Here is a 21923-nt window from a genome sequence, read left to right on the forward strand (position 1 = left end):
CGCTGCTTCCCTTGTTCTCTCGTGCCCGCTCAGCGGCGGCGCGACTTCCGGTCGTCCTTGATGTGGCCCTTGAAGGTCCGAGTCGGGGCGAATTCGCCCAACTTGTGACCCACCATCGCCTCGGTCACGAAGACCGGAACGTGCTTGCGTCCGTCGTGCACCGCGATCGTGTGTCCCAGGAAATCCGGGATGATCGTGGAGCGACGGGACCAGGTCTTGATGACCGACTTCTTGCTGGCCTCGTTGAGAACGTCCACCTTCTTGAGCAGGTGGTCATCCACGAAGGGGCCCTTTTTAAGGCTACGTGGCATCTTTTTCTACCTCCCTGCTCAGCGCTTGTTCTTGCCGGTACGCCTGCGGCGGACGATCAACTGGTCGCTCGGCTTGCGGCGGCGGGTACGACCCTCCGGCTTGCCGTTCGGGTTCACCGGGTGGCGACCACCAGAGGTCTTACCCTCACCACCACCATGCGGGTGGTCGACCGGGTTCATCACGACACCACGGACGGTGGGGCGCTTGCCGCGCCAGCGGTTACGACCCGCCTTGCCCCAGTTGATGTTGGAGTGGTCGGAGTTGCCGACCTCGCCGATGGTAGCGCGGTTGCGCACGTCCACGTTGCGGATCTCGCCCGAGGGGAGACGCAGCTGGGCGTACGGACCGTCCTTGGCGACGAGCTGCACCTTCACACCGGCGGACCGGGCGATCTTCGCGCCGCCACCGGGGCGGAGCTCGATCGCGTGGATCACGGTACCGACGGGGATGTTGCGCAGCGGCAGGTTGTTACCCGGCTTGATGTCGGCGCGAGGGCCGTTCTCGATCAGGTCGCCCTGCTTCAGCTTCTCCGGCGCGATGATGTAGCGCTTCTCGCCGTCGGCGTAGTGCAGCAGTGCGATCCGTGCGGAACGGTTCGGGTCGTACTCGATGTGCGCGACCTTGGCCGGCACGCCGTCCTTGTCGTTCCGGCGGAAGTCGATCAGCCGGTACGCACGCTTGTGGCCGCCACCCTTGTGCCGGGTGGTGATCTTGCCGGACGAGTTACGCCCGCCCGTGCCGTGCAGCGGTCGCAGAAGAGACTTTTCCGGAGTCGACCGAGTGATCTCGGCGAAATCGGAAACGCTCGATCCACGACGGCCCGGCGTCGTTGGCTTGTACTTGCGGATGCCCATTAGTCAGCTCAGTCCTTTACGCGGTGGGTCCGCCGAAGATCTCAATCGGCTTGCTTTCAGCCGAAAGAGTCACGATGGCGCGCTTGGTGTCCTTGCGCTTGCCGAAGCCGGCGCGAGTCCGCTTACGCTTGCCCTGGCGGTTGAGGGTGTTGACACTGACCACCTTGACGCCGAACACCTTCTCGACCGCGATCTTGATCTGGGTCTTGTTGGCGTCCGGGCGAACCACGAACGTGTACTTGTGGTCCTCGAGCAGCCCATAGGACTTCTCGGAGATGACCGGTGCGAGCAAGACGTCGCGGTGGTCGGGAATGGCGATCGCACTCACTGCTCGTCACTCCCTTCCGCTACTTCGCTCGACCGCGCGGAAGCTTTCGCGCTCTTGCCCCGAACGGGACCGGCGACGAAGACCTCGAAAGCGGCCTTGGTGAACACCACGTCGTCGTTGACCAACACGTCGTAGGTGTTGAGCTGATCGGGCGCGATGATGTGGACCTGGGGCAGGTTCGACGCGGAGCGCCAGCTCAGCTGGTCGTCGCGGTGCAGGACCACGAGGACGCGCTTGGCCGGGGTAACCGCGGCGATGACCTGCTTCGCCAGCTTGGTCGACGGCTTCTCGCCGCCGACAAGCTCAGTGACGACGTGCAGCTGGCCGGCGCGAACCCGGTCGGAGAGGGCGCCACGCAGAGCGGCGACCTTCATCTTCTTCGGGGTGCGCTGGGTGTAGTCACGCGGCGTGGGGCCGTGGACGACGCCACCACCGGTGTACTGCGGCGCACGGGTCGAACCCTGGCGGGCGCGACCGGTGCCCTTCTGCCGGTACGGCTTCTTGCCACCACCGCGGACTTCGCCACGGGTCTTGGTGTCGTGAGTGCCCTGGCGTGCGGCGGCCAGCTGGCCGATCACGACCTGGTGCATCAGCGGCACGTTGGCCTGCACGTCGAAGATCTCCGCGGGGAGCTCGACAGTGCCGTCGGCTTTACCGGCCGGGGTCTTCAGCTCGACGCTGGTCATTCGGTTTTACCACCCTTCGCGGCGCTGCGAACGAACAGCAGACCGCCCTTGGGACCGGGCACGGCACCCTTGATCAGCAGCAGGCCGTCCTCAGCGCGCACCGCGTGCACGGTGAGGCCCTGTGTGGTGACCCGGTCACTGCCCATCCGGCCGGCCATGCGCATACCCTTGAACACGCGTCCAGGAGTGGCACAGCCACCAATGGAACCCGGCTTCCGGTGCACAGCCTGCGCACCGTGGCTGGCGCCCTGGCCCTTGAAGCCGTGACGCTTCATGACACCGGCGTAGCCCTTGCCCTTGCTGGTTCCGGTCACGTCGACCTCGGCACCGGCGGCGAACACCTCGACGGTGATCTCCTGGCCGATCTCGTAGGTCTCGGCGTCGGTGGTCCGCAGCTCGGCGAGGAACCGGCGCGGAGTGACACCCGCCTTGTCGAAGTGGCCAGTGCGCGGCTTGGTGACACGACGCGGGTCGACCGCGCCGAACGCCAGCTGCACGGCCACATAGCCGTCGGTTTCCTGGGTACGAACCTGGGTGACCACGTTCGGACCGGCCTTGACGACGGTCACCGGGACAACCCGGTTGTTCTCGTCGAAGACCTGGGTCATCCCGAGCTTGGTGCCCAGGATGCCCTTCATTTCCCTGTCAGACATAACTTGTCTCTTATCTCCGCCGCTCGCCCTGCACCTATGGTCGGACCCTGCAAGCAGGCCCTCCAGCGCTTACTGGATGTTGACGTCGACGCTCGCCGGAAGGTCGATGCGCATAAGCGCGTCGACCGTCTTCGGCGTCGGGTCGAGGATGTCGATCAGACGCTTGTGCGTGCGCATCTCGAAGTGCTCGCGCGAGTCCTTGTACTTGTGCGGCGAGCGGATGACGCAGTAAACGTTCTTCTCGGTGGGCAGCGGCACCGGCCCGACAACACGGGCGCCGGTGCGCGTGACCGTCTCGACGATCTTGCGCGCCGAGGTGTCGATCGCCTCGTGGTCGTAGGCCTTGAGCCGGATGCGGATCTTCTGTCCCGCCATGGTGGCTGCTCGTTCCTTGTCGTCTCGTGCCGCTACTTCACAAACCGGGGCCGTACAGGAGCTCTACCGCCCCGGTTTTCGCAGTTCAACGGCCCTGTCCCCGGTCCACGCGGTCGGGCGTGTCGCGCCCGCCGCACAGACGGATCCCGTGGGATCGTCGTCTTGCCTGGTCTTCCTCAACGTGAGGGGGTCCTCGTCAGCGTGTTGACGCCGCCGGATTCCCTTGCCCGCATACCCTCACCCGAAGGAAGAGCTGCGCGGACCGTGGTCACTCGCACGAAGGCGGCCGGATCCTTCAGAAAACACTGTCCGAAGGAATCGGCCGCCCTGCGACGAGCAACCCAAGTAGTGTCGCACACGTGATTTGACGACCTGGACCCGGGGGCGTATCAGGCCCCCGGGAGCAGGGTCACATCACTTGATGATCTTGGTGACCTGGCCGGCGCCGACGGTCCGTCCACCCTCACGGATGGCGAAACGCAGGCCCTCGTCCATGGCGATCGGCTGGATCAGCACAACGCTGATGTCCGTGTTGTCGCCCGGCATGACCATCTCGGTGCCCTCCTTGAGGGTCACCACGCCGGTCACGTCCGTCGTGCGGAAGTAGAACTGGGGGCGGTAGTTGTTGAAGAACGGGGTGTGACGGCCGCCCTCGTCCTTCGACAGGATGTAGACCGAGCCTTCGAACTCCGTGTGCGGGGTGGTGGTACCCGGCTTCACGACGACCTGGCCGCGCTCGACGTCCTCGCGCTTGATGCCACGAACCAGGAGGCCGACGTTGTCGCCCGCTTCACCCTGGTCGAGCAGCTTGCGGAACATCTCGACACCGGTGACGGTGGTCTTGGTCGACTTCTCCTTGATGCCGACGATCTCGACCTCTTCGTTCACGTTCACGCGGCCACGCTCGATACGGCCGGTAACGACCGTGCCACGGCCGGTGATCGTGAAGACGTCTTCGATCGGCATCAGGAACGGCTTGTCGAGTTCACGGACCGGGTCCGGCACGCTCTCGTCGACGGCTTCCATCAGCTTGAGGACGGTCTCGCCCCACTTGGCGTCGCCCTCGAGCGCCTTCAGGCCGGAGACCTGAACGACGGGAGCGTCGTCACCCGGGAAGTCCTGGGAGGACAGCAGCTCGCGGACCTCGAGCTCGACGAGCTCCAGGATCTCCTCGTCGTCCACCATGTCGGCCTTGTTCAGCGCGACGACGATGTACGGCACGCCGACCTGCTTCGCGAGCAGAACGTGCTCACGGGTCTGCGGCATGGGGCCGTCGGTCGCCGCGACCACGAGGATCGCACCGTCCATCTGGGCCGCACCGGTGATCATGTTCTTGATGTAGTCCGCGTGACCGGGGGCGTCGACGTGGGCGTAGTGACGCTTCTCGGTCTGGTACTCGACGTGCGAGATGTTGATCGTGATGCCACGCGCCTTCTCTTCGGGCGCGTTGTCGATCTGGTCGAACGCCGAGGCGGTGTTCAGCTCGGGGTACTTGTCGTGCAGAACCTTGGTGATCGCCGCGGTCAGAGTGGTCTTACCGTGGTCGACGTGACCGATGGTTCCGATGTTGACGTGCGGCTTGGTCCGCTCGAATTTCGCCTTCGCCACTGGAATGTCCTCCTGGACTGTTTTGCTTATTCACCCCGGCCGACGTGGCTGTCGCCGGCCGGGGACATATTACTTAGGTGGGTGGTGCGGACGTTCAGGAGTGTTCCTTATGCCCGCGTGCGAGGAGGGACTAGTCCCCCGTCACCTTCGCGATGATTTCCTTCGCGACGTTCGCGGGAACCTCTGCGTAGGAGTCGAACACCATGGAGTAGTTCGCCCGGCCCTGGGTGCGGGACCGCAGGTCGCCGACGTAGCCGAACATCTCCGACAGCGGCACCACGGCCTTGACGACGCGGGTGCCTGCGCGCTCCTCCATGGCCTGGATCTGGCCACGGCGGGAGTTGAGGTCGCCGATCACGTCACCCATGTAGTCCTCGGGTGTGGTCACCTCGACGGCCATGACCGGCTCGAGGATGACCGGACCGGCCTTCTTGGCGGCTTCACGCATCGCCATGGAGCCGGCGATCTTGAAGGCCATTTCCGAAGAGTCGACCTCGTGGTACGCACCGTCCAGCAAGGTGAACTTCAGCCCGACGAGCGGGTAGCCGGCCAGGACGCCGTTCTGCATCGCGTCCTGCGCGCCAGCGTCGACCGCCGGGATGTACTCCCGCGGCACGCGGCCACCGGAGACCTTGTTGACGAACTCGTAGAGAGCACCGTCGGTGGACTCGAGCGGCTCGAGCCGGACGATGACCTTCGCGAACTGACCGGAACCACCGGTCTGCTTCTTGTGCACGTAGTCGAACTTCTCGACCGTCTTGCGCACCGTCTCGCGGTAGGCGACCTGCGGCTTGCCGATGTTCGCCTCGACCTTGTAGTCGGACTTCATCCGGTTCACCAGCACCTCGAGGTGCAGCTCACCCATACCCGCGATGATCGTCTGGCCGGTCTCTTCATCCTGGTTGACCTGGAAGGTGGGGTCTTCCTCGGCCAGCTTCTGGATGGCGATCGACAGCTTCTCCTGGTCGGCCTTCGTCTTCGGTTCGATCGCGACGCGGATAACCGGCGCGGGGAACGTCATGGACTCGAGCACGATCGGGTTCTGCGGGTCGGCCAAGGTGTCACCGGTCGTGGTGTCCTTGAGGCCCTGGACGGCGTAGATGTGGCCCGCCTGACCCTCTTCGACCGGGTTCTCCTTGTTGGAGTGCATCTGGAACAGGCCGCCGATGCGCTCCTTGCGCTCCTTGGTCGCGTTGACGACCTGGGAGCCCTTGCTGATCTTGCCCGAGTAGACCCGGATGTAGGTCAGCTTGCCGAAGAACGGGTGCGCGGCGATCTTGAACGCGAGAGCCGCGAACGGCTCGCTGGTGTTCGGCTTGCGCAGCGCGGTGTCGCCGTTGGGGAGGATGCCCTCCACAGCGGGAACGTCCAGCGGCGTCGGCAGGTAGTCGATGACCGCGTCGAGCATGGGCTGAACGCCCTTGTTCTTGAACGCGGAACCGGTGAGCACCGGGTAGGCCTCGCGGGCGATGGTGAGCTTGCGGATACCGGCCTTCAGCTCGGCTTCCGTCAGCTCGCCGCCGTCGAGGAACTTCTCCATCAACGCGTCGTCGGTCTCGGCGATGGCCTCGACCAGCTTCTCCCGGTACTCCGCTGCCTTGTCGGCAAGCTCGGCCGGGATCTCCTCGACCGCGTAGTCCTCGCCCTTCTGGACGTCACCACGCCAGGTCAGCGCCTTCATGCGGACCAGGTCGATGACACCTTCGAAGGCGTTCTCGGCACCGATCGGCAGCTGGATGACCAGCGGCCGGGCGCCGAGGCGGTCCTCGATGGTCTTCACCGTGAAGTAGAAGTCCGCGCCGAGCTTGTCCATCTTGTTGACGAAACAGATACGAGGAACCTCGTACTTGTCCGCCTGACGCCAGACCTGCTCGGACTGCGGCTCGACACCTTCCTTGCCGTCGAAGACGGCGACGGCACCGTCGAGGACGCGGAGCGAACGCTCCACCTCGACGGTGAAGTCGACATGGCCAGGGGTGTCGATGATGTTGATCTGGTGGTCGGCCCAGAAGGTGGTGGTGGCAGCCGAGGTGATGGTGATGCCCCGCTTCTGCTCCTCCTCCATCCAGTCCATCGTCGCGGCGCCGTCGTGGACTTCGCCGATCTTGTAGTTGACCCCGGTGTAGAACAGGATCCGCTCGGTGGTGGTGGTCTTACCGGCATCGATGTGCGCCATGATGCCGATGTTGCGGACCATGTTCAGGTCGGTCAGCACGTCACGTGCCACGAGAGTGTTCCCCTGTCTCAAACTTGGGGCCCGGCGAGGCTATGGATGGCCTCCGGGCGATGATCACCAGCGGTAGTGCGCGAAGGCCTTGTTGGACTCGGCCATCTTGTGCGTGTCCTCGCGGCGCTTGACGCTGGCCCCGAGGCCGTTGCTCGCGTCGAGCAGCTCGTTCTGCAGGCGCTCGATCATGGTCTTCTCGCGGCGAGCCGCGGAGAAGGACACCAGCCAGCGCAGGGCGAGAGTCGTGGAGCGGCCCGGCTTGACCTCGATCGGCACCTGGTAGGTGGCACCACCGACGCGGCGGCTCTTCACCTCGATGGAGGGCTTCACGTTGTCGAGCGCACGCTTCAGGGTGACGACCGGGTCGGTGCCGGTCTTCTCCTTGGCGCCTTCGAGCGCGCCGTAAACGATGCGCTCGGCCAGGGAACGCTTGCCGTCCTTCAGCACCTTGTTCACCAGCTGGGTGACCAGCGGGGAGGCGTAGACGGGGTCGGAGATCAGCGGCCGCTTCGGGGCCGGTCCCTTGCGGGGCATTAGCTCTTCTCCTTCTTCGCGCCGTACTTGCTGCGCGCCTGCTTACGGTTCTTCACACCCTGGGTGTCGAGGGAACCGCGGATGATCTTGTAGCGAACACCCGGCAAGTCCTTCACACGACCGCCACGCACGAGCACCATGGAGTGCTCCTGGAGGTTGTGTCCCTCACCGGGAATGTAGGCGGTGACCTCGATGCCGCTGGTCAACTTCACACGAGCGACCTTGCGAAGCGCCGAGTTCGGCTTCTTGGGGGTCGTGGTGTACACGCGAGTGCACACGCCACGCCGCTGCGGGCTCCCCTTGAGGGCCGCGGTCTTCTGCTTGGCAGCCTTGTCCTGGCGGCCCTTTCGGACCAGCTGCTGGATCGTGGGCAATGGACCAGCTTTCTGTTCGAGATCTTGCTCAGTTCGTGGTTCTCCGGCCCCCGCGGTCGGGCGTGTCGGCCCGTGTCACGGTCTTTCGACCGGTAACTTCCCGTAGGGATTTTCCGTCGGACCCCGTGTTGGCGAAGCCGGTGACCGGGTGCCTGAGCACCCCGTCCATGCCGCACGGCACACGGAGTGGCCCGACACCTGCCGGGCACGGTCTCCAAAGATACCCGCCGTCATCTGGGACGACCAAATCGGGGGGTGCGAAGGAGGGAGAACCTCCAGCCTACCCGCCGTGGACGGTCCACCGCGGCGTTCTCACGACGGGCGGACCCGGTGTCCCCGGCGGCTCAGTCCTCGTCCGGCTTGGCGTGATCCGCCCGGCCGGGATGGGGATCGCGAGCCGGATCGATGAGCGGGTGCACGGCGGCGCCCTCCGGCGCCGCGTGGCGGCCCGGCCTGGTCTCCGGCTTCGCTTCGTCCTGCGATTGGTCCTGCTCGGTGTTCACGACGCCCTCTCGCCCTCCTCGTTTTGTTCCTGTGGCGGCCGATGTGGTGCACCTGCGAACTGCCACTCCCCTGCGCCGGGACACGCTACCCACCGCACGAACGGGTGAGACCGCCGGATCCGAAACCGCAATCCGTGCGGGCACCCGGCCGAAAGGGTCACCATGTGAGCAGTGACACCTGTGCGATACGGCTTTAGGGGAGGCGGCATGTCAGCCGGGTTCGACCAGCTCGTGGCGGAGTTCGAGCAGTTCCAGTCGAGGCCGAACTGGGACAGCTCGAAGTCACCGCAACCTCACCCGACCGGGGGGGGAGTGACCGTGGTCGCCGGACCAGGTGGAGCCGTACTGGACGTCCGCTTCACCGAGGACGCGCTGAGGCAAACGCCACAGGCACTGTCCGCGGCGGTGATGTCGACATTGGCGCAGGCCGTCGCCGAGCTCCGGGCGAAGATGACGGAAGAAGCTCCCCCGTCGCCAGCGCCCACCACTTCCACTGCTCCCGCCGAGGACTTCTCGGAGCAGTCGTTCCTCAGCGCCGACGAGTTCGCCCGCGACGAGCAACGACCCCGGCTTCCACGTCGACATCCTCGCGTTGCGCGCCTACGCGGGCGGCCTCGGCAAGTACCGCGAGCAGAGCGCGAAGATCAAAGACACGGTCGGCCAGGCCGACGTCGGCAACCAGTCCTGCGGTCTGGCCAAGATCACGTCGGCATAGGAGTCGCTTCGGAACTCGAGGACAAATACTGGATGGCCAGTGTCGCTCGTGACACTGGCGACACCTTTCACAAGAGCTACGGCAAGTCTCAGCCCACAACCGGACTCACTTCCGACGCCGCTCCTGGGACCCCGTTGAAACGAGAGCTCCGCACTAGGGCGATCGAATCGACCTATCGTGAGCGCGCCCTCGAAGCCGCCTACCCTCCACAAAGGACGGAAAGTCTGCCCATTCGCCCGTTTCATACCGCCACGACCGTTTCGCGCGTGCCCTGAAGGCCACCATGACAGCGTTAAACGCCGTGAAGGCTCCCATCAGGGCACACGGCAAGCCTGGGGTCGCGACTGAAGGGGACCTTCCCTCGACTCAACCTCGCAAAAGGCCCCTTCATCAGAACAGGCCGATGTGGAGAAGCTACTTCCACAGAGGTTCTGGGAACGCGGCGACATCGAGGCCCCACAACCACAGGAGTAGCTCGCGACCCCTCTCTTGATCAGCGGAGGATCCGCGGTTCGGGGCGGCAGTGGTGACGCCGGATTCCTGCACTGGTTCATGGAGACCGCTCCGCCTCGCGGGCTGCCGGTGGGCGGGCACTGACCGTACGATCCGGGGATGGCTCGGGCGCGGCGGGAAGCGACTCCTCAGGAGTGGGCGAAACGGCACAACGCCGCGCTCTTCCTGGCCGGGGATGGCCGTGCGCCGAGCTTCGGGTACTTCCCCAACGCTCGTCAGCGCACCACGATGACGCATCTGACCGCGCAGGCGGCGCCGTACGAATACGCCGTCGAGCTGCGGCTTCGAGACCACGCGGTGCTGGCCTTCGAGTACCGGACCGGCGAACAGACGGCCGGGACGGGCCACATGGTGCAGACCTGGACGCCGCCGGTGCCCGCGCTGAGCTTCGACACCTCGCTGAAGAGCATGCTCGCCACGATCAAGCGGCCGACGACGACGTTCCAGGCACCGGGCACGGTGGCCACCGGCTATCCGCCGTTCGACGATCGGTTCACCGTCTACTGCGAGCATCCGGACTTCGCCCGCGGCGTACTCACACCGCAGGTGGTGCAGTGGCTGCTCGGTGATCCGCGCACGCCCGGCCAGTTCGCGTTGCTGAACTCCGTCGCGCTCACGTCGGGCACCCGGCGGCTCGTGCTCGACGACGTCGACGGGACGGCCGGGTTCCTGGTCGACTTCGTATGCGCGCTGCCCGGGTACACCTGGCAGTACCGGCCCTGAGAAATCGGTGGACAGGTCGGCGAGGATTGCCGGGTGACCGAACGCTGGACCATCAGCCCCCTCCCCGTCGACCATCCCGACGCCGTCGGCCTGCTGCGCGAGTACATGACGGACGTCGCCTCGCGCTACTACGGCCGTCCCGCCACGGACGCCGAGGTGGACACCGCGCTGGCCGAGGACTCCCACGCCGACCTGATGCCGCCGACCGGGGTGCTCCTGGTCGCCCGGCGGGACGACGGCTCGCTCGCCGGCTGCGTTGGCACCCGGCTGGTCGAGGACGGCCTGACGCTGCTCACCCGGATGTACGTGCGGCCGGACGCCCGGGGGCAGCGCGGCGGCGAGCGGCTCGTCGCGGCCGCGGAGGACGCGGCGAGGGGTATGGGCGCGAGGGTTATGCGGCTGGACACCCGGAAGGACCTCGTCGAGGCCCGTGCGCTGTACGCGCGCACCGGCTACGTCGAGGTCGAGCCCTTCAACAACGGCAAGTACGCCGACCACTGGTTCTCGAAGAACCTCGCCCAGGTCAGCGCCCCGGCGCCTGCGTTTAGCCCGCTAAACGCAGGTCAGGGCGCTACGGAGTGAGCTTGCCCGCGCAGGTGACGACGTCACCTTTCGCGGCCTTGTCCGAGGTCACCAGCGAGCCGCGGACGGTGATCCGGCACTCGAGTCTGCCGTCGCCTTGGCCCTGCAGCTGGACGCGGGGCGGGACGCCGGTGTTCTGCCAGGTGAGCTCCTTGCGCCATGGCAGCGGCACGGCCAGCTCCTGGTGCACGAGGCCCAGGCCGTTCTCGTCGTAGACGAGCGTCGCGGTGCCCGAGCCGGTCAGTTCGTACGTGATCCGCCAGTCGTTCGCGGGCTGCGGTGTTTCGGCAGACGGCGTCCGCGTGACGGTCTGGTCCGGCGGCCGCGACGACGCGGGCACGGCGGGCGGGGGCTCGCCGACCACGGCGACGGCCTGCGGTGGCGGGTCGTCCCCGCCGGTCAGCAGGACCACCCCGCCGGCCAGGGCGCCGACCACCACGACGGCCACGCCGAGACGGGCGAGCAACTGTCTGTCAGCCATCCGGGCTCCTCAAGTCGGAGGCACGGGCGCGGCCCTCACCGGGTGAGGGCCGCGCCCGGCGCTCGGTCAGTAGCCGCCAGTGGGAGTCGGCAGCAGTTTGCCGGGGACGCCGTTGACCGACTGCAGCAGGCCGAGCAGCGGCACTCCCGCCGGGGCGAACGTCCAGAGGTTGTTCAGGTTGGTCGTGTCGGGCTGGTCGACGACCACGACGCCGCCGGGAGTGTCCTGAGTGGACGCGAGGGCAGGCACGGCCGCGCCGAGGACGGCGATACCCGCGAGCGTCGCGCCCGCGACGAGACAGGCGAGGTTCTTCTTCATCGGTGACTCCTTTTTGTTGGCAAACAAGGGGATTTGCTACGAAACCAGCGTGATGAGCCCGAAGACCGGGGCCAGCAGCTGGGTCGGCGCCTGGACCGACGGGCCGAGCAGCCCGCCCGCGTCGAGGCCGGGAACTGCCCAGATCGCCGGGGCGCCCGAGGTCGGCAGCGCGGGCAGGGACGGCAGCCCCGGCGCCGGGGCGGCGGTCGCGATCCCCCCGGCCAGGCCGGTCAGGGCCGCGGCGGCGGCGATCGGAAGCACGACACGGGCGGCGATGCGCTTCATGGATTCATCTCCTGGGTATCGGGGGTTCTTGTCCTGCCGCCCATGACCGGGCGGAAGTCTCACCGCAGGGCGTTGCTCACCGGCACGATCGTGCCGTCGGGCACCCATTGCCCCGCGTAGTCGCGGTTCATCACCATGCCGGTGGCGTGCGGTTCGTTCGGGTACATCGGCATGGCGTTGACCTGCGCCGCGGCGAAGATCTGGACCTCGCCGTTGACGGCGCGCCAGTTGTCGCCGAGCCAGGCGCGGAAGCCGCCGAGAGTGGGACTCTCACCGCCGAAGGTGTTGCCGGACGCGACGGCGTAGGACACCGCGAGCTGCTCGCGGGGATCGAATCGCAGCGGCAGGGACGCGCTCGCGACGGCGTTCACGATCGGTCCGTTCAGCAGCCAGGGCGCCAAGTACAGGCCGTACTGGTGGGTGGGCTGGAGCCGCTGGGATTCCGCGGCCCTGCTCATCGCCGTGTACCCGGCCGCCCAGCCCGAAACGACGACCAGCGCGGTGTCGGGCCCCGCGGTCGCCTGCACCGGGAGCCCGGTGCGAGCGGCCGTTTCGCGCACGAGCTTCGCCGCGGCGACGCTGCGCGAGGAACTGTCCTCGACCAGCGTGATCGCGGACGGTTTGCGGCCCGCGAGGAACTCGACGAGCTTGACCAGCGATCCGCTGTCCTCCGGCGAAAGGGCATCGGACGGGCAGGTCGTGAGGACCTCGTGACGCTCGCCGATCAGGCCGCCGAGGGCCGCACCGGCGCACTCGGGGGCATCGGCGTCGGCGATCACCGGGCCGGGCGCGCTGCCCGCGTCCACCTCGACGGTGGTGCGGGCGTCGCCCCTGCTGATCACCAGGTCACTCCGGCCCTCGGGCAGGTCGACCTCGGCCCAGGTCCCCTCCGCGCCGGGGCGAGAGATGGCCTTGGTGACCAGCCCGCCTTCGAGCCCGGCGGACAGGTCGTCCCCGGCGCTGGCGGGGAAATGCACCAGGTTGCGGCCCGGCCGTTGCGGGCTGACCAGCACCGGGACCTGCGCTCCCCCGGCGACGACGGCCGCCAGCAACGGGACTCCGGGGACGGGCAGGGCGGGCGGGCGCGGGATGGCGGCGAGGGCGCTCCACGCGACAAACCCGATGGCGACGCCCACGACGCCGAAGCGGTACACCCGGACGTCGCGCTGGAAGAAACCCGCGACCACGGTGACCGCGATCGGCAGGACCACGATCACCACCAGCGAGACGCCGAACAGCGTGCCGTAAAGCCTGCGATCGAACCCGACCCCGGACAGCGCGAGCTGAGTGGCGCCCGCGATCGCGAGCAGCCCGCCGAGGGTCAGCGACAGCGGGCCGAGGCGGAAGTTGCTGGTACGCCACTGATCCACCGGCACCCACGCCAACAGGACGGTGACGCCGAACCAGACAGCGGCCGCGGCGACGAAGACGGTGTTGACGGCGAATTCAACGCCGGTGTCGGTGCCGGAGCGGCCCAGTGACGTCTCCAGCACCACCAGGACGATCAGCGCCACCGACGCCCAGCGGCCCGGCGACGGCCACCACCGGAGCAGCACCGGGATCGACAGTGCGAGTACGACATGGACTACCAGTGCGACGACGTTGACATCGACCGGCACGGCCGAAACCACCGCGAGCGCCGCGGAAACGGCACCGAGTCCCGCAACCGTGCCGAAGAGCCGTCGTGGCACTTCGGCGACCAGCGGCCGCAGAAACCCAGTACCGGCAAGGAAAGCGGTGGCGAGCAGCAGCACGAGCCGGAGCACGAGCGCGGCCGCGTCCACCCCGGCGGAGCCTGAGCTCGCCGTCATGTCGTGGTGATCCATGGGGCCTTCCGGGGAAAGGGTCCGGCGGAGGTCCTCCGGTGACGGACGTGCCGTCACCGGAGGACCGGTCGCGCCGGGAGGGCTACTTGAGATCCGAATCCGCGACCACGAACAGCTCGGAGTGCGGTTTCGCGTTGCCGAAGTCCCCGTGGGGCCAGGACTTCCGGTTGAAGTTGAGGCCGACCTGCCCGGTGAACTCGTCCCGGAAGTTCTGGTCGACCGAGATCTTCCCGTCCTCGCCCAGGTTCAGCAGGTTCACCTTGTGGTCACCGTCCAAACCGGACCGCGCGACGAAGTAGTTCGACACCGCGAGGTGCTGCGGCTGCTTGGTTTCGTGGTAGAAGCCGTCGTCGCCGAGCACGAAGTTGTCGTACGCACCCCAGTGCGGGCCCGCGCCGGGCGTACCCGGGTTGATCGGTGCCGCACCCACGACGGTCGGCAGGTCGTCCCCGCCGCCCTGCTGGGCCTTTTCCTTGGTGTCGATCGCACCCTTGTAGTCGTCACCCGCGGCGAGGAGTTTCTGGATGTCGAGGACGTAGACGCCGCCGGTGGTGCCGGGGTCGTCCGCGGACAGGGTGCCCTTCTGACGCCCGACGATCGCGCGGTAGAGGTACTTGTCGTCGGGGCTGGTCTGGATCCAGCCGCCGTTCGAGCTGGCGCCGTTCGAGTCGTTGTTCGGGTAGATCGCCTTGTTGGCCGACCCGTCGTCGAACACCTCACGCCAGTGCGGCTCGGCCGCGGTGATGTCCGGCGTGTAGAAGACCGCGCCACCCTGCATGGTCTGGGCGAACGCGCCCTTGTGACCGGGCAGGTTTGTCACCGTGGTTTCCATGACCGCGCGGCTTTCGGCGTGCAGCGGGTCCGCGGGATCGGCGCGCGGACCGTCCTGCAGGTAGGACACCGACTTCAGCTTCGGGTCATTGCGGTCGGAGATGTCCCAGGTCCGGACGGTCGGGCGGCGCAGGTACGGCGACGGCTGCTTGACCGGGTCCAGGATGATGTTGCGCGGCTCGGCGTAGTCACTGGTGACCAGCGTGTTCAGGTCCTCGCGGGCCTGGATGCCGTGCGGGTTGGCGCAGGTGGGCTTGCCGAGCTGCGGCAGGTTGTCGCACAGCTTCCGGTTGTCGCCCTGCGGGGTCGCCGCCGGGGACTGTGAGAGCACCTGGGCGTTCTGGTCGAAGTGCACGACCTCGCCGGGGCTGCCCGCGAAGCCGTTGCCGACCTGGGTGGAACCGTCCTGGTAGACGTACGGACCGGGCACGACCGGGCCACCCATGTAGGTGCCGTAGGCGGTGCCGTCCTTGAGCACCCAGTAGGCGTCCGGCACGGAACCGCCGAGCGTCTGGGTGGGCAGGCTGACGCCCTTGAGCTTCAACTGCGGCAGCGCGCTGACGTCGAAGGCGTAGGTGGCGGCCGCGAAGAGCGCACCGGCGTAGATCGTGTCGCCCTTGTGCCACACGTACTGCATGTGGTGCGGCTCGTTCTCGACGAGCGGTCCGACCGTCGCGGTGTTGACCACCTTGCCGTAGGTCGGCGACCCCTGGGTGGCGTCGATGACCGCCAGGAAGTCGGGGCCGGGCAGCGCGTTCTTGATCTTGTTGAGGCCGCCACCGAGCGAGCCCGGCAGGTTCTTGACGTCCTTGACCAGGGTGTCGGCGATGTTCTCGTCACCGGCCCAGACCAGGAGCCACTTCTTGGGGGTGCCGGTGGCGGACCTCGCTGAGGCCGCGAGATCCTTCTGTACCAGGTGGTTCTGCACCCAGTACTGCTTGCCGTCGGCGGCGGTCTTGGCGTCGGTGACGACCTTGACGTCGGCGTAGGCGCTGGTGGCCGACCCCGTGTAGGTCACCGCGCCGACGGCGAGTGCCGCCGCCATGGCGCCTATCACCACTTTTCGCCACTTCGGCGAGTTGGATAGCATTCGTTCTCCCTGTTTATTGCGAAAGGCGCCAGGAATAGGCACACCTCTCCCCTTTTTTCGCGTTTTTCGCGTTTTCGCGCACGACGACGGAACGCGGGTGCCAGGGGAAAGCAGATGGCCGCCCGGCCTTGAGGACGACAAAGCCTTACGGGCAGCGGAAAATGTCAGCGCCACGAAGAACTCGCCCGCCCGGGACTGGGCGGGCGGATTCAGCGGGTCGCGACGGGATGAGTCAGTTCAGGAATCCATACACAGCGCGCTCGCTTGCTGTCGCAAGTCGACGTGCCGGCGCCACACCAGGGCGACAGGAGAGGACATGGGCGAAATACTCTTGCGAAGTGAACTCGGTGTCAATCTCGTGATCAAAGAATGGGACTTCGCTCGCACAGGTGACTTTCCCACCACCTGAGAGCGTTTGCCGCACGCTGCTAGCCCGAACGGGTGAGTCCTTTCCGCATAATGGCCGTTAGGTCATCAGGCGGCATGACGATGCGTGACCAGGACCGTTCGACCGCCTACTCAAAGCCCTGACACCGTGATCTTTTTGTTACCCGGTCTCGGGAACTTCGACTCCTGGCGACCGGCGATTTGACACTCAGAGCTTCGAGTGCCAGGCTCCTTCGCAGAGCGCTTTGAGCAACGTAAGTTCCTGTTCGACGATTGCCCCCTGCTCAGCGACAGCGGTATCGGACGCCGAATCGGGCAGCAGGAGGGTGAAGACGAACTCGCTTTGGGCACCGTTCGGGACGACCCGGGTGAAGACCGTCGACTCGCCGCCGTCGGCCGCTGTCAGCCGGAGGTCGACCGTGCCCGCCCCCGCGTCGAGCAGCGCCTCCAGCCGGAGCGCGCCCCTGGCCGTCTCGGCGATCCACGCGTCGCCGTCCGGCGTCACCGACTTCGCGAAGCCCGGCGCGTACCGGGGCAGTGTCGTCGGATCCGCGACCACCGCGAACACCAGCGGCCGCGGCGCGGCGATGGACACTGCCCTGGTCACTGCTCGTCCCATCCCCCGGAGTCTAGTTACTTAGCCATGCTCAGCGCCGCGTTTAGCCCGCTAACCGCAGGTCGCCGGGGACAGTTAGCCCGCTAAATGCGCTCGCGGCGGGTGGTGAGCAGGGTGAACGGGAGGAGGGCGAGCACGCCGCCGACGACGGCGACGAGGACGTAACCGCCGTCGGCGAACAGCAGCCCGGCGGCCAGGCTGGCCAGGGCGGACGCGCCCCACACGAGCGCGTCGACCATGCCCTGGAGGCGGGCGCGCTCTTCGACGGGCAGGTCGCGGCTGAGCAGGCTGCTCCCGCCTACGAACACGAGGTTCCAGCCGTAGCCGAGCAGGAACAGGGCGAGCGGCAGGCCGGACGTGTGCGCGGTGGGCGCTCCCACCGCTGTCGCCGCCGCGACGGCGAGCGTGCCGAGGCCGCAGTTGATCGCGACCTGCCCGCCCCAGCGATCGGCGATCCGGCCGGACAGCGGCGCCAGCGCGAACATGCCGATCATGTGCGCGCTCAGCACCCAGCCGACCACCCCGAGGCCGTGCCCGTGGGCCTGCAGCTGGAGCGGAGTCATCGTCATCACCGCGACCATGGCCAGCTGGGCCGCGATCATCGCGACGAGCGGCCGCAGCACCACCGGCCGCCGCAGGGCCGCCCTGATCGGGAACGACATCGGCGCGGGCCGTGCTTCGGGTGTCCGCGGTATCTCTCGCGGCAGCGTCAGGATCGCCGCCATCGCGACGATGGCGGTCAACGCCGACACGGCGACCGGCCCGGACAGCGACGGCAGCCCGAGCCGGACGGCGAGGCCCGAAGCCGGGGCGATCAGCGCCGGTCCGGCCAGCGCCCCGACCGTCCCGCCCCAGACGATGGTGGACACCGCGAACCCGCGGCGCTGCTCCGGGTAGAGATCGGCGGCCACGTAGCGGGACAGCTGCGCGCCGGCGTTGCCGATCCCCAGCAGCACGATCCCCGCCAGCAACACTACGAGCACCGACAGCACAGCTCCGGCGAAGGCGATGATTCCGCCCGCGACCGCCAGGCCGTAGGCGGTGGACAGGGTGAACCGGCCGCCGCGACGGGCCATCAGGACACCGGCGCCAAGCGCGCCCGCAGCCGTGCCGAGCACACTCGCGGTGGCGGGCAGGCCGCTCCAGCTCGGGCCGTTCCGCTGAGCGACGATCAGCGCTCCGGCCGTGGTCGCCCCCACCATGGCCGTGTTCATCGCCGCGACCCCCGCGAACACCGACACCATCGACTTCGTCCGCCCCAGCACCACCGCATTCCCCATGTCCAGAATGCTAGAGAGGTCGATCAGCCGTTCGAAGGGCCTTTCAACGGACTTTCGAGCCCGTGGGCGTCCACTTGGAAGGAAGATGGACCGTATGACCTTCCGACCGGACAAACCGCTCGACAACGTGGACTGGCAGCTGCTCGATCAGCTGCAGAACGACGGCAGGCTGTCGTTCAAGGAGCTCGGCCGCCGGATCAACCTCTCCGCGCCGGCGGTGGCCGACCGGATCCGGCGGCTGGAGGAGACCGGGGTGATCACCGGCTACCGGGCTCAGGTCGACGCGCGGCAGGCGGGCTACCCGATGATGGCGTTCGTAGAGATGCGGTGCTCACTCGCCACCTGCCTGCTCAAGACCAGCAAGTCCGAGGACTACCCGGAGGTGGTCGAGCTCCATAAGCTCAGCGGCGACCATTGCGCGATGGTCAAGGTCCGGGTGGCCTCGCTGGAGCATTTCGAGGGACTCTGCGAACGGCTGGGCCGGCACGGCGAGTTGCGTTCGTCGATCGTCCTGTCGACCCAGTACGAGGGCCGACCCGTCGAACCGCCCGCCGCCGACTTCCTGCGCGCGACCAGCGACAACGGCTGGAAGCGCTGACCCGGCGTTTGCGGTTAGCCCGCTAAACGCAACGTCCGGGCAGCTCGAGGTGGGTTTTCAGGCGGGCCAGTTCGGCGGGGACGTCGTGGGCGAGCCAGCGCCGCAGCGGTGGGTCCAGTAGCCAGGACAGTGGGCGGCGGAAGCGGAACTCGAGGCGGCGGCGCACGTGGGTTCCGTCCTCCCGCTCGACGCATTCGAGCAGGCCGTGGAAGTCGGCCAGGCGGTCCAGCGGCCCGGGGACCTGGGAGATGTCCACGCGCACCCCCGGGGTGAGCGCGACGCGCTGAGTCGTCATCGGGCCCGGCAGGCCGAGCAGCCGGGGCCGGAAGCGGAAGACGGTTTCGGCGGCGGCTCGCCGGACCCACCTGATCGTCTTCAGGCGCGGGTCCACGACGCGGTACGCCTCGACGTCCATGATGAACGCCAGGATGTCCGCCGCCGGTCTCGCGATGATCGTGCTCGCCTCACCTGTCGCCACCATGGTCAGTCCCCCGTCTCGCTCGGTACCAATCCGTGGGCCACCAGCTCGATCCACGCGCGCACCAGGCGTTCGTCGTCGATCTCGGCGGGCGCGCGCTCGGTGCAGATGGCGAGCGCGCGGTAGTAGGACAGGCCCGAGAACAGCACAGCCGCGGTGGCGTCGCAGTCGGCGACCCGAAGCCGTCCGGCGGCGGCCTGCTCGGCGAGCCACCCGGCGAGCGTCCGGTGCAGGGCCCGCAGGACGCCGTCGAAAACGCGGTCCGCCAGCTCCGGGTGGTCTCTGAGGTCGCGGAAGGTCACACGGACCAGGTCGGCGTTGGCCTCGAGCGCGCCGACGAGCCCGTAAGCGATCGCCTCGAGCGCCTGCCGGGGATCGCCCCCGGCCATCGTGGGCAGGACCTCGCGCTCGGCCTCCTGATACCCCGACACGTGCCGCTCGACCGCCGCGGCCAGCAGCTCCTCCTTCGACCGGAAGTGCTTGTAGAGCGCGCCCGACCCGGGCGCCAGGCCGGCGGCCTCCTGGATGAGCGCCACGCTCGTCGCCCCGTATCCCCGCTCGGCGAACAGCCCGACGGCAACCCGCACGATCCGGTCCCTCGCACTCTCAGCCATACGAGAGAGAGTACTCACTCACCTAGGCAGCCGTCCAGCCACCGTCCCCGGCGACTTACGTTTAGCCCGCTAAACGCGCTCGCGGTGCAGGTCAGGCGGGGGGCGGCGGATTCGCGAGCACCGGGGGTGATGACCACGCGACTGCGGTTAGCCCGCTAGACGCAAAGCGTCCCCGGTCTGTGGGACCGGGGACGCTGGCGAAACGGAACTGCGGTGCTAACCGGCGATCCGGCGTCGGCGGGCGCGGAGCAGCAGGCCCGTGCCGAGGCCCAGTGCGGCCAGCGCGAGCGCGCCGAGCCCGATCACGTCGACCCCGGTGCTGGCCAGTCCGCTGCCACTGGCCTGCCCACCGCCGGTGCCCGGCGTCGGTGTGGGGGTGGCGGTCTTGCCGCAGTCAGCGGACTGGGTGGGCACGGTCGGCAGCGGCGCGTCACCGGCCACGACTTCGATCCCGACCCGAGCAGCGCGGTCCTCCGGAGCGTAGACATCGACCGAGGTCGGGTTGTCGTACTTGATCTTCCACCCCGCGGGGGGCAGGAAGTACAGGCTGTAGTTCAGCCCGGGAACCAGCTTGTGGAACTCGAAATGTCCCTTCTCGTCCGTCGTCTGCTCGCCCACGACGGGACAGGCCTGCTCGGCGGTGAGCACGACCTTGACCCCGGCCAAGCCCTGGCCGGAGTGGACCTCAACGTCGCCGATGAGGGCGCCGAAGCCACCGGGCACAGTTGCCTGGTCATGGGCGTCCGCGTGGTTTTCGGTGTCGACCTCGCGATAGCCGAAGTCGCAGGAAGCAGCGACGTAGCCGCGGTTGAAGGCGGCTTCCGGCACCGTTTCGGACACGTCGAACGTGCGAGTCTGACCGGGCGCGATGGTCACCCCACGCGACCACACGAGATCCCCCCAGCCGGGGCCGGTGCCCCGCAGGATGTAGTCGTTGCCGACGCGGTTGCACGCGGCCACGATGCCGGTGAGCGGGATCTTGCCGGAGTTGGACAGCGTCACGGTGACGTGCGCCAGGTCGCCGACCTGGTAGGTGTCCTTGGCGAACGCCATCGACGCGTGCAGCGCGCCGTTCAGCGGCGGTACCCCGCGGACGTTCAGGTCCTTGGTGTCCGGTCCGATCTGGACGGTTTCGAACGGGATGAGCCAGCCGCCGACCACGTCGCCGCCGAGGTAGTACTCGGCCGACGGGATTGTCCCGAAGTCGAACTTCCCCTTGGCGCCGCTGGTGACCTTGAACGTGGCTGAGCCGTTGACGTACCGCAAGGTGAGGGCGATGCCGCCCAGCTCCTCGCCGTCGTCGAGCTTGCCGTTGCCGTTCCCGTCGCCGTACACGAGTCCCGCGGCGTGACCGGCCACGTTGGTGACGCGCGCGCTGAAGCTGAACTCCTGGCTGGCGCTCATGCCGCTCTTGTCGAACATGACACCCTGCACGACCGTGGTGTCCTGTTCGATGTCCTGGATCTTCCCGGAGGCCGCCAGTTCGTAGGTCGCCCCCGGGTCGAGCGCCAGGCCCTTGCCCACCTGCAGCGGGCCCCAGTCGGAAACCCTCAAGTTGGTCGAGTCGACGTGGGTTTGGCCGACCGTGAGCCCCTCGGCCCTGGTCGTGCCGACGTTCGTCACCTTGAAGGTGAAGCGGACGTCCTCATTGGTGTTGTACGACTTCTTGTCGAAGACGAGCGACACCTCGACCGTCGATCGCTCGGCGGGCGCGGCCTGCGGCTTCGGCTCCGCGGGCTTCGAGCTTTCGACGGGCGGTGCGCTGGACTCCGGTGCCGTGGAACTGCGCGGCGGTTCGACGATGGACGGCGCAGTGGACGCCGCCGTGGATGGCACAGTGGATGGCACAGTGGAAGCCGGTGCCGGATCCGGATCGGCCGCGGCCGATCCGGCGAACGTCCCGGTCAGCGCCAACGCCACGGCGAGCGCGGCGAAAAAACGCGAGATCGGTCTCGCACCTGGTGATTTGGTCATGCAGTAACACCCCTGATTACCGATGGAAACGCGCAAAGCCCCCGACCCGCGTGTAACCGGACCACCCTAACCAAGTTCGCGGATGATGAATACCCACTTCGGGCGATAGGCGAATTCCCGCCCAACGCGAAGCGCCCCCGGTCCGAGTGGACCGGGGG

Annotated in this window: 25 protein-coding genes; 4 read left to right on the plus strand and 21 right to left on the minus strand. The window is 67.7% G+C overall.

Going from position 1 to position 21923, the window contains the following annotated elements:
• Window positions 1-29: 29 nt before the first annotated feature.
• From rpsS to QMK34_RS28290, 11 genes are all read right to left on the minus strand, one after another.
• Window positions 30-311 (minus strand): 30S ribosomal protein S19, encoded by a 282-nt coding sequence (gene rpsS / locus QMK34_RS28240; protein WP_326417522.1) that lies wholly within the window; start codon window positions 309-311, stop codon window positions 30-32.
• Between the two features lie 18 nt (window positions 312-329).
• Window positions 330-1166: a 50S ribosomal protein L2 gene (gene rplB / locus QMK34_RS28245; RefSeq protein ID WP_326417523.1), complete on the minus strand. Its 837-nt coding sequence runs from the start codon at window positions 1164-1166 to the stop codon at window positions 330-332.
• 16 nt (window positions 1167-1182) lie between these two features.
• Window positions 1183-1494 (minus strand): 50S ribosomal protein L23, encoded by a 312-nt coding sequence (gene rplW / locus QMK34_RS28250; RefSeq protein ID WP_326417525.1) that lies wholly within the window; start codon window positions 1492-1494, stop codon window positions 1183-1185.
• Window positions 1491-2180, minus strand: coding sequence for a 50S ribosomal protein L4 (gene rplD / locus QMK34_RS28255; RefSeq protein WP_326417526.1), 690 nt, complete (start codon window positions 2178-2180; stop codon window positions 1491-1493). Before rplD ends, rplW begins: the two co-directional genes overlap by 4 nt.
• Entirely contained in the window at window positions 2177-2833 is a 657-nt protein-coding gene (gene rplC, locus QMK34_RS28260) for a 50S ribosomal protein L3 (RefSeq protein ID WP_326417527.1), read from the minus strand. Before rplC ends, rplD begins: the two co-directional genes overlap by 4 nt.
• A gap of 69 nt (window positions 2834-2902) precedes the next feature.
• Window positions 2903-3208, minus strand: a complete 306-nt coding sequence (rpsJ, locus tag QMK34_RS28265; protein ID WP_003102098.1) for a 30S ribosomal protein S10 — start codon at window positions 3206-3208, stop codon at window positions 2903-2905.
• Between the two features lie 414 nt (window positions 3209-3622).
• The gene (tuf, locus tag QMK34_RS28270; RefSeq protein WP_326417528.1) at window positions 3623-4816 is read right to left on the minus strand and encodes an elongation factor Tu; all 1194 of its coding nucleotides are present in this window, start codon (window positions 4814-4816) and stop codon (window positions 3623-3625) included.
• A gap of 130 nt (window positions 4817-4946) precedes the next feature.
• Complete coding sequence (gene fusA, locus QMK34_RS28275; protein WP_326417529.1) at window positions 4947-7043, minus strand: elongation factor G; 2097 nt, start codon at window positions 7041-7043, stop codon at window positions 4947-4949.
• A gap of 63 nt (window positions 7044-7106) precedes the next feature.
• Window positions 7107-7577, minus strand: coding sequence for a 30S ribosomal protein S7 (rpsG, locus tag QMK34_RS28280; protein WP_326417530.1), 471 nt, complete (start codon window positions 7575-7577; stop codon window positions 7107-7109).
• Window positions 7577-7951, minus strand: coding sequence for a 30S ribosomal protein S12 (gene rpsL, locus QMK34_RS28285; RefSeq protein WP_297544077.1), 375 nt, complete (start codon window positions 7949-7951; stop codon window positions 7577-7579). The genes rpsG and rpsL overlap by 1 nt, the downstream gene beginning before the upstream one ends.
• Before the next feature lie 344 nt (window positions 7952-8295).
• The gene (locus tag QMK34_RS28290) at window positions 8296-8454 is read right to left on the minus strand and encodes a hypothetical protein (RefSeq protein WP_326417531.1); all 159 of its coding nucleotides are present in this window, start codon (window positions 8452-8454) and stop codon (window positions 8296-8298) included.
• Window positions 8455-9046: 592 nt separating this feature from the next.
• Between QMK34_RS28290 and QMK34_RS28295 the strand changes: the two genes are divergently transcribed.
• The 3 genes from QMK34_RS28295 (at window position 9047) to QMK34_RS28305 (ending at window position 10987) form a co-directional block, all read left to right on the plus strand.
• Window positions 9047-9169, plus strand: coding sequence for a hypothetical protein (locus QMK34_RS28295; protein WP_326417532.1), 123 nt, complete (start codon window positions 9047-9049; stop codon window positions 9167-9169).
• Between the two features lie 612 nt (window positions 9170-9781).
• Window positions 9782-10405 carry a hypothetical protein gene (locus tag QMK34_RS28300; RefSeq protein WP_326417533.1) on the plus strand — a complete coding sequence of 208 codons (624 nt, stop codon included), beginning with the start codon at window positions 9782-9784 and terminating at the stop codon, window positions 10403-10405.
• A 33-nt stretch (window positions 10406-10438) separates the two neighbouring features.
• Window positions 10439-10987, plus strand: coding sequence for a GNAT family N-acetyltransferase (locus QMK34_RS28305; protein ID WP_326417534.1), 549 nt, complete (start codon window positions 10439-10441; stop codon window positions 10985-10987).
• Here QMK34_RS28305 and QMK34_RS28310 read toward each other — a convergent pair.
• From QMK34_RS28310 to QMK34_RS28340, 7 genes are all read right to left on the minus strand, one after another.
• Entirely contained in the window at window positions 10977-11468 is a 492-nt protein-coding gene (locus QMK34_RS28310) for an MmpS family transport accessory protein (protein WP_326417536.1), read from the minus strand. The two genes, QMK34_RS28305 and QMK34_RS28310, sit on opposite strands and share 11 nt — an antisense overlap.
• Before the next feature lie 66 nt (window positions 11469-11534).
• A complete protein-coding gene (locus QMK34_RS28315; RefSeq protein WP_326417537.1) occupies window positions 11535-11786 on the minus strand; it encodes a hypothetical protein in 252 nt (83 codons plus the stop codon).
• A gap of 36 nt (window positions 11787-11822) precedes the next feature.
• A complete protein-coding gene (locus QMK34_RS28320) occupies window positions 11823-12071 on the minus strand; it encodes a hypothetical protein (protein WP_326417538.1) in 249 nt (82 codons plus the stop codon).
• Window positions 12072-12130: 59 nt separating this feature from the next.
• Window positions 12131-13897, minus strand: a complete 1767-nt coding sequence (locus tag QMK34_RS28325) for a hypothetical protein (RefSeq protein ID WP_326417539.1) — start codon at window positions 13895-13897, stop codon at window positions 12131-12133.
• Between the two features lie 82 nt (window positions 13898-13979).
• Entirely contained in the window at window positions 13980-15773 is a 1794-nt protein-coding gene (locus QMK34_RS28330; protein WP_326417540.1) for a hypothetical protein, read from the minus strand.
• 640 nt (window positions 15774-16413) lie between these two features.
• Entirely contained in the window at window positions 16414-16824 is a 411-nt protein-coding gene (locus tag QMK34_RS28335; protein WP_326417541.1) for an SRPBCC family protein, read from the minus strand.
• A gap of 80 nt (window positions 16825-16904) precedes the next feature.
• A complete protein-coding gene (locus QMK34_RS28340) occupies window positions 16905-18101 on the minus strand; it encodes an MFS transporter (RefSeq protein ID WP_326417542.1) in 1197 nt (398 codons plus the stop codon).
• A 94-nt stretch (window positions 18102-18195) separates the two neighbouring features.
• Between QMK34_RS28340 and QMK34_RS28345 the strand changes: the two genes are divergently transcribed.
• Window positions 18196-18699 (plus strand): Lrp/AsnC family transcriptional regulator, encoded by a 504-nt coding sequence (locus QMK34_RS28345; RefSeq protein ID WP_326417543.1) that lies wholly within the window; start codon window positions 18196-18198, stop codon window positions 18697-18699.
• 22 nt (window positions 18700-18721) lie between these two features.
• On the opposite strand, the gene QMK34_RS28350 is transcribed toward QMK34_RS28345, so the two are convergent.
• The 3 genes from QMK34_RS28350 to QMK34_RS28360 all read right to left on the minus strand — a co-directional run bounded on the left by QMK34_RS28350 (window position 18722) and on the right by QMK34_RS28360 (window position 21765).
• Window positions 18722-19180: an SRPBCC family protein gene (locus QMK34_RS28350; RefSeq protein WP_326417544.1), complete on the minus strand. Its 459-nt coding sequence runs from the start codon at window positions 19178-19180 to the stop codon at window positions 18722-18724.
• Between the two features lie 2 nt (window positions 19181-19182).
• Window positions 19183-19791, minus strand: coding sequence for a TetR/AcrR family transcriptional regulator (locus tag QMK34_RS28355; RefSeq protein WP_326417545.1), 609 nt, complete (start codon window positions 19789-19791; stop codon window positions 19183-19185).
• Window positions 19792-20007: 216 nt separating this feature from the next.
• Entirely contained in the window at window positions 20008-21765 is a 1758-nt protein-coding gene (locus QMK34_RS28360; protein ID WP_326417546.1) for a SpaA isopeptide-forming pilin-related protein, read from the minus strand.
• Between the last annotated feature and the right edge of the window lie 158 nt (window positions 21766-21923).

The organism is Amycolatopsis sp. H20-H5 (assembly GCF_035828755.1).
Lineage (GTDB): Bacteria > Actinomycetota > Actinomycetes > Mycobacteriales > Pseudonocardiaceae > Amycolatopsis.

Coding starts and splice junctions, on each gene's coding strand:
- rpsS (WP_326417522.1), bottom strand. CDS start 311: ATGCCACGTAGCCTTAAAAAGGGCCCCTTCGTGGATGACCACCTGCTC.
- rplB (WP_326417523.1), bottom strand. CDS start 1,166: ATGGGCATCCGCAAGTACAAGCCAACGACGCCGGGCCGTCGTGGATCG.
- rplD (WP_326417526.1), bottom strand. CDS start 2,180: ATGACCAGCGTCGAGCTGAAGACCCCGGCCGGTAAAGCCGACGGCACT.
- rplC (WP_326417527.1), bottom strand. CDS start 2,833: ATGTCTGACAGGGAAATGAAGGGCATCCTGGGCACCAAGCTCGGGATG.
- rpsJ (WP_003102098.1), bottom strand. CDS start 3,208: ATGGCGGGACAGAAGATCCGCATCCGGCTCAAGGCCTACGACCACGAG.
- rpsG (WP_326417530.1), bottom strand. CDS start 7,577: ATGCCCCGCAAGGGACCGGCCCCGAAGCGGCCGCTGATCTCCGACCCC.
- QMK34_RS28300 (WP_326417533.1), top strand. CDS start 9,782: ATGGCTCGGGCGCGGCGGGAAGCGACTCCTCAGGAGTGGGCGAAACGG.
- QMK34_RS28310 (WP_326417536.1), bottom strand. CDS start 11,468: ATGGCTGACAGACAGTTGCTCGCCCGTCTCGGCGTGGCCGTCGTGGTG.
- QMK34_RS28315 (WP_326417537.1), bottom strand. CDS start 11,786: ATGAAGAAGAACCTCGCCTGTCTCGTCGCGGGCGCGACGCTCGCGGGT.
- QMK34_RS28320 (WP_326417538.1), bottom strand. CDS start 12,071: ATGAAGCGCATCGCCGCCCGTGTCGTGCTTCCGATCGCCGCCGCCGCG.
- QMK34_RS28325 (WP_326417539.1), bottom strand. CDS start 13,897: ATGGATCACCACGACATGACGGCGAGCTCAGGCTCCGCCGGGGTGGAC.
- QMK34_RS28330 (WP_326417540.1), bottom strand. CDS start 15,773: ATGGCGGCGGCACTCGCCGTCGGCGCGGTGACCTACACGGGGTCGGCC.
- QMK34_RS28335 (WP_326417541.1), bottom strand. CDS start 16,824: ATGGGACGAGCAGTGACCAGGGCAGTGTCCATCGCCGCGCCGCGGCCG.
- QMK34_RS28340 (WP_326417542.1), bottom strand. CDS start 18,101: ATGGGGAATGCGGTGGTGCTGGGGCGGACGAAGTCGATGGTGTCGGTG.
- QMK34_RS28345 (WP_326417543.1), top strand. CDS start 18,196: ATGACCTTCCGACCGGACAAACCGCTCGACAACGTGGACTGGCAGCTG.
- QMK34_RS28350 (WP_326417544.1), bottom strand. CDS start 19,180: ATGGTGGCGACAGGTGAGGCGAGCACGATCATCGCGAGACCGGCGGCG.
- QMK34_RS28355 (WP_326417545.1), bottom strand. CDS start 19,791: ATGGCTGAGAGTGCGAGGGACCGGATCGTGCGGGTTGCCGTCGGGCTG.
- QMK34_RS28360 (WP_326417546.1), bottom strand. CDS start 21,765: ATGACCAAATCACCAGGTGCGAGACCGATCTCGCGTTTTTTCGCCGCG.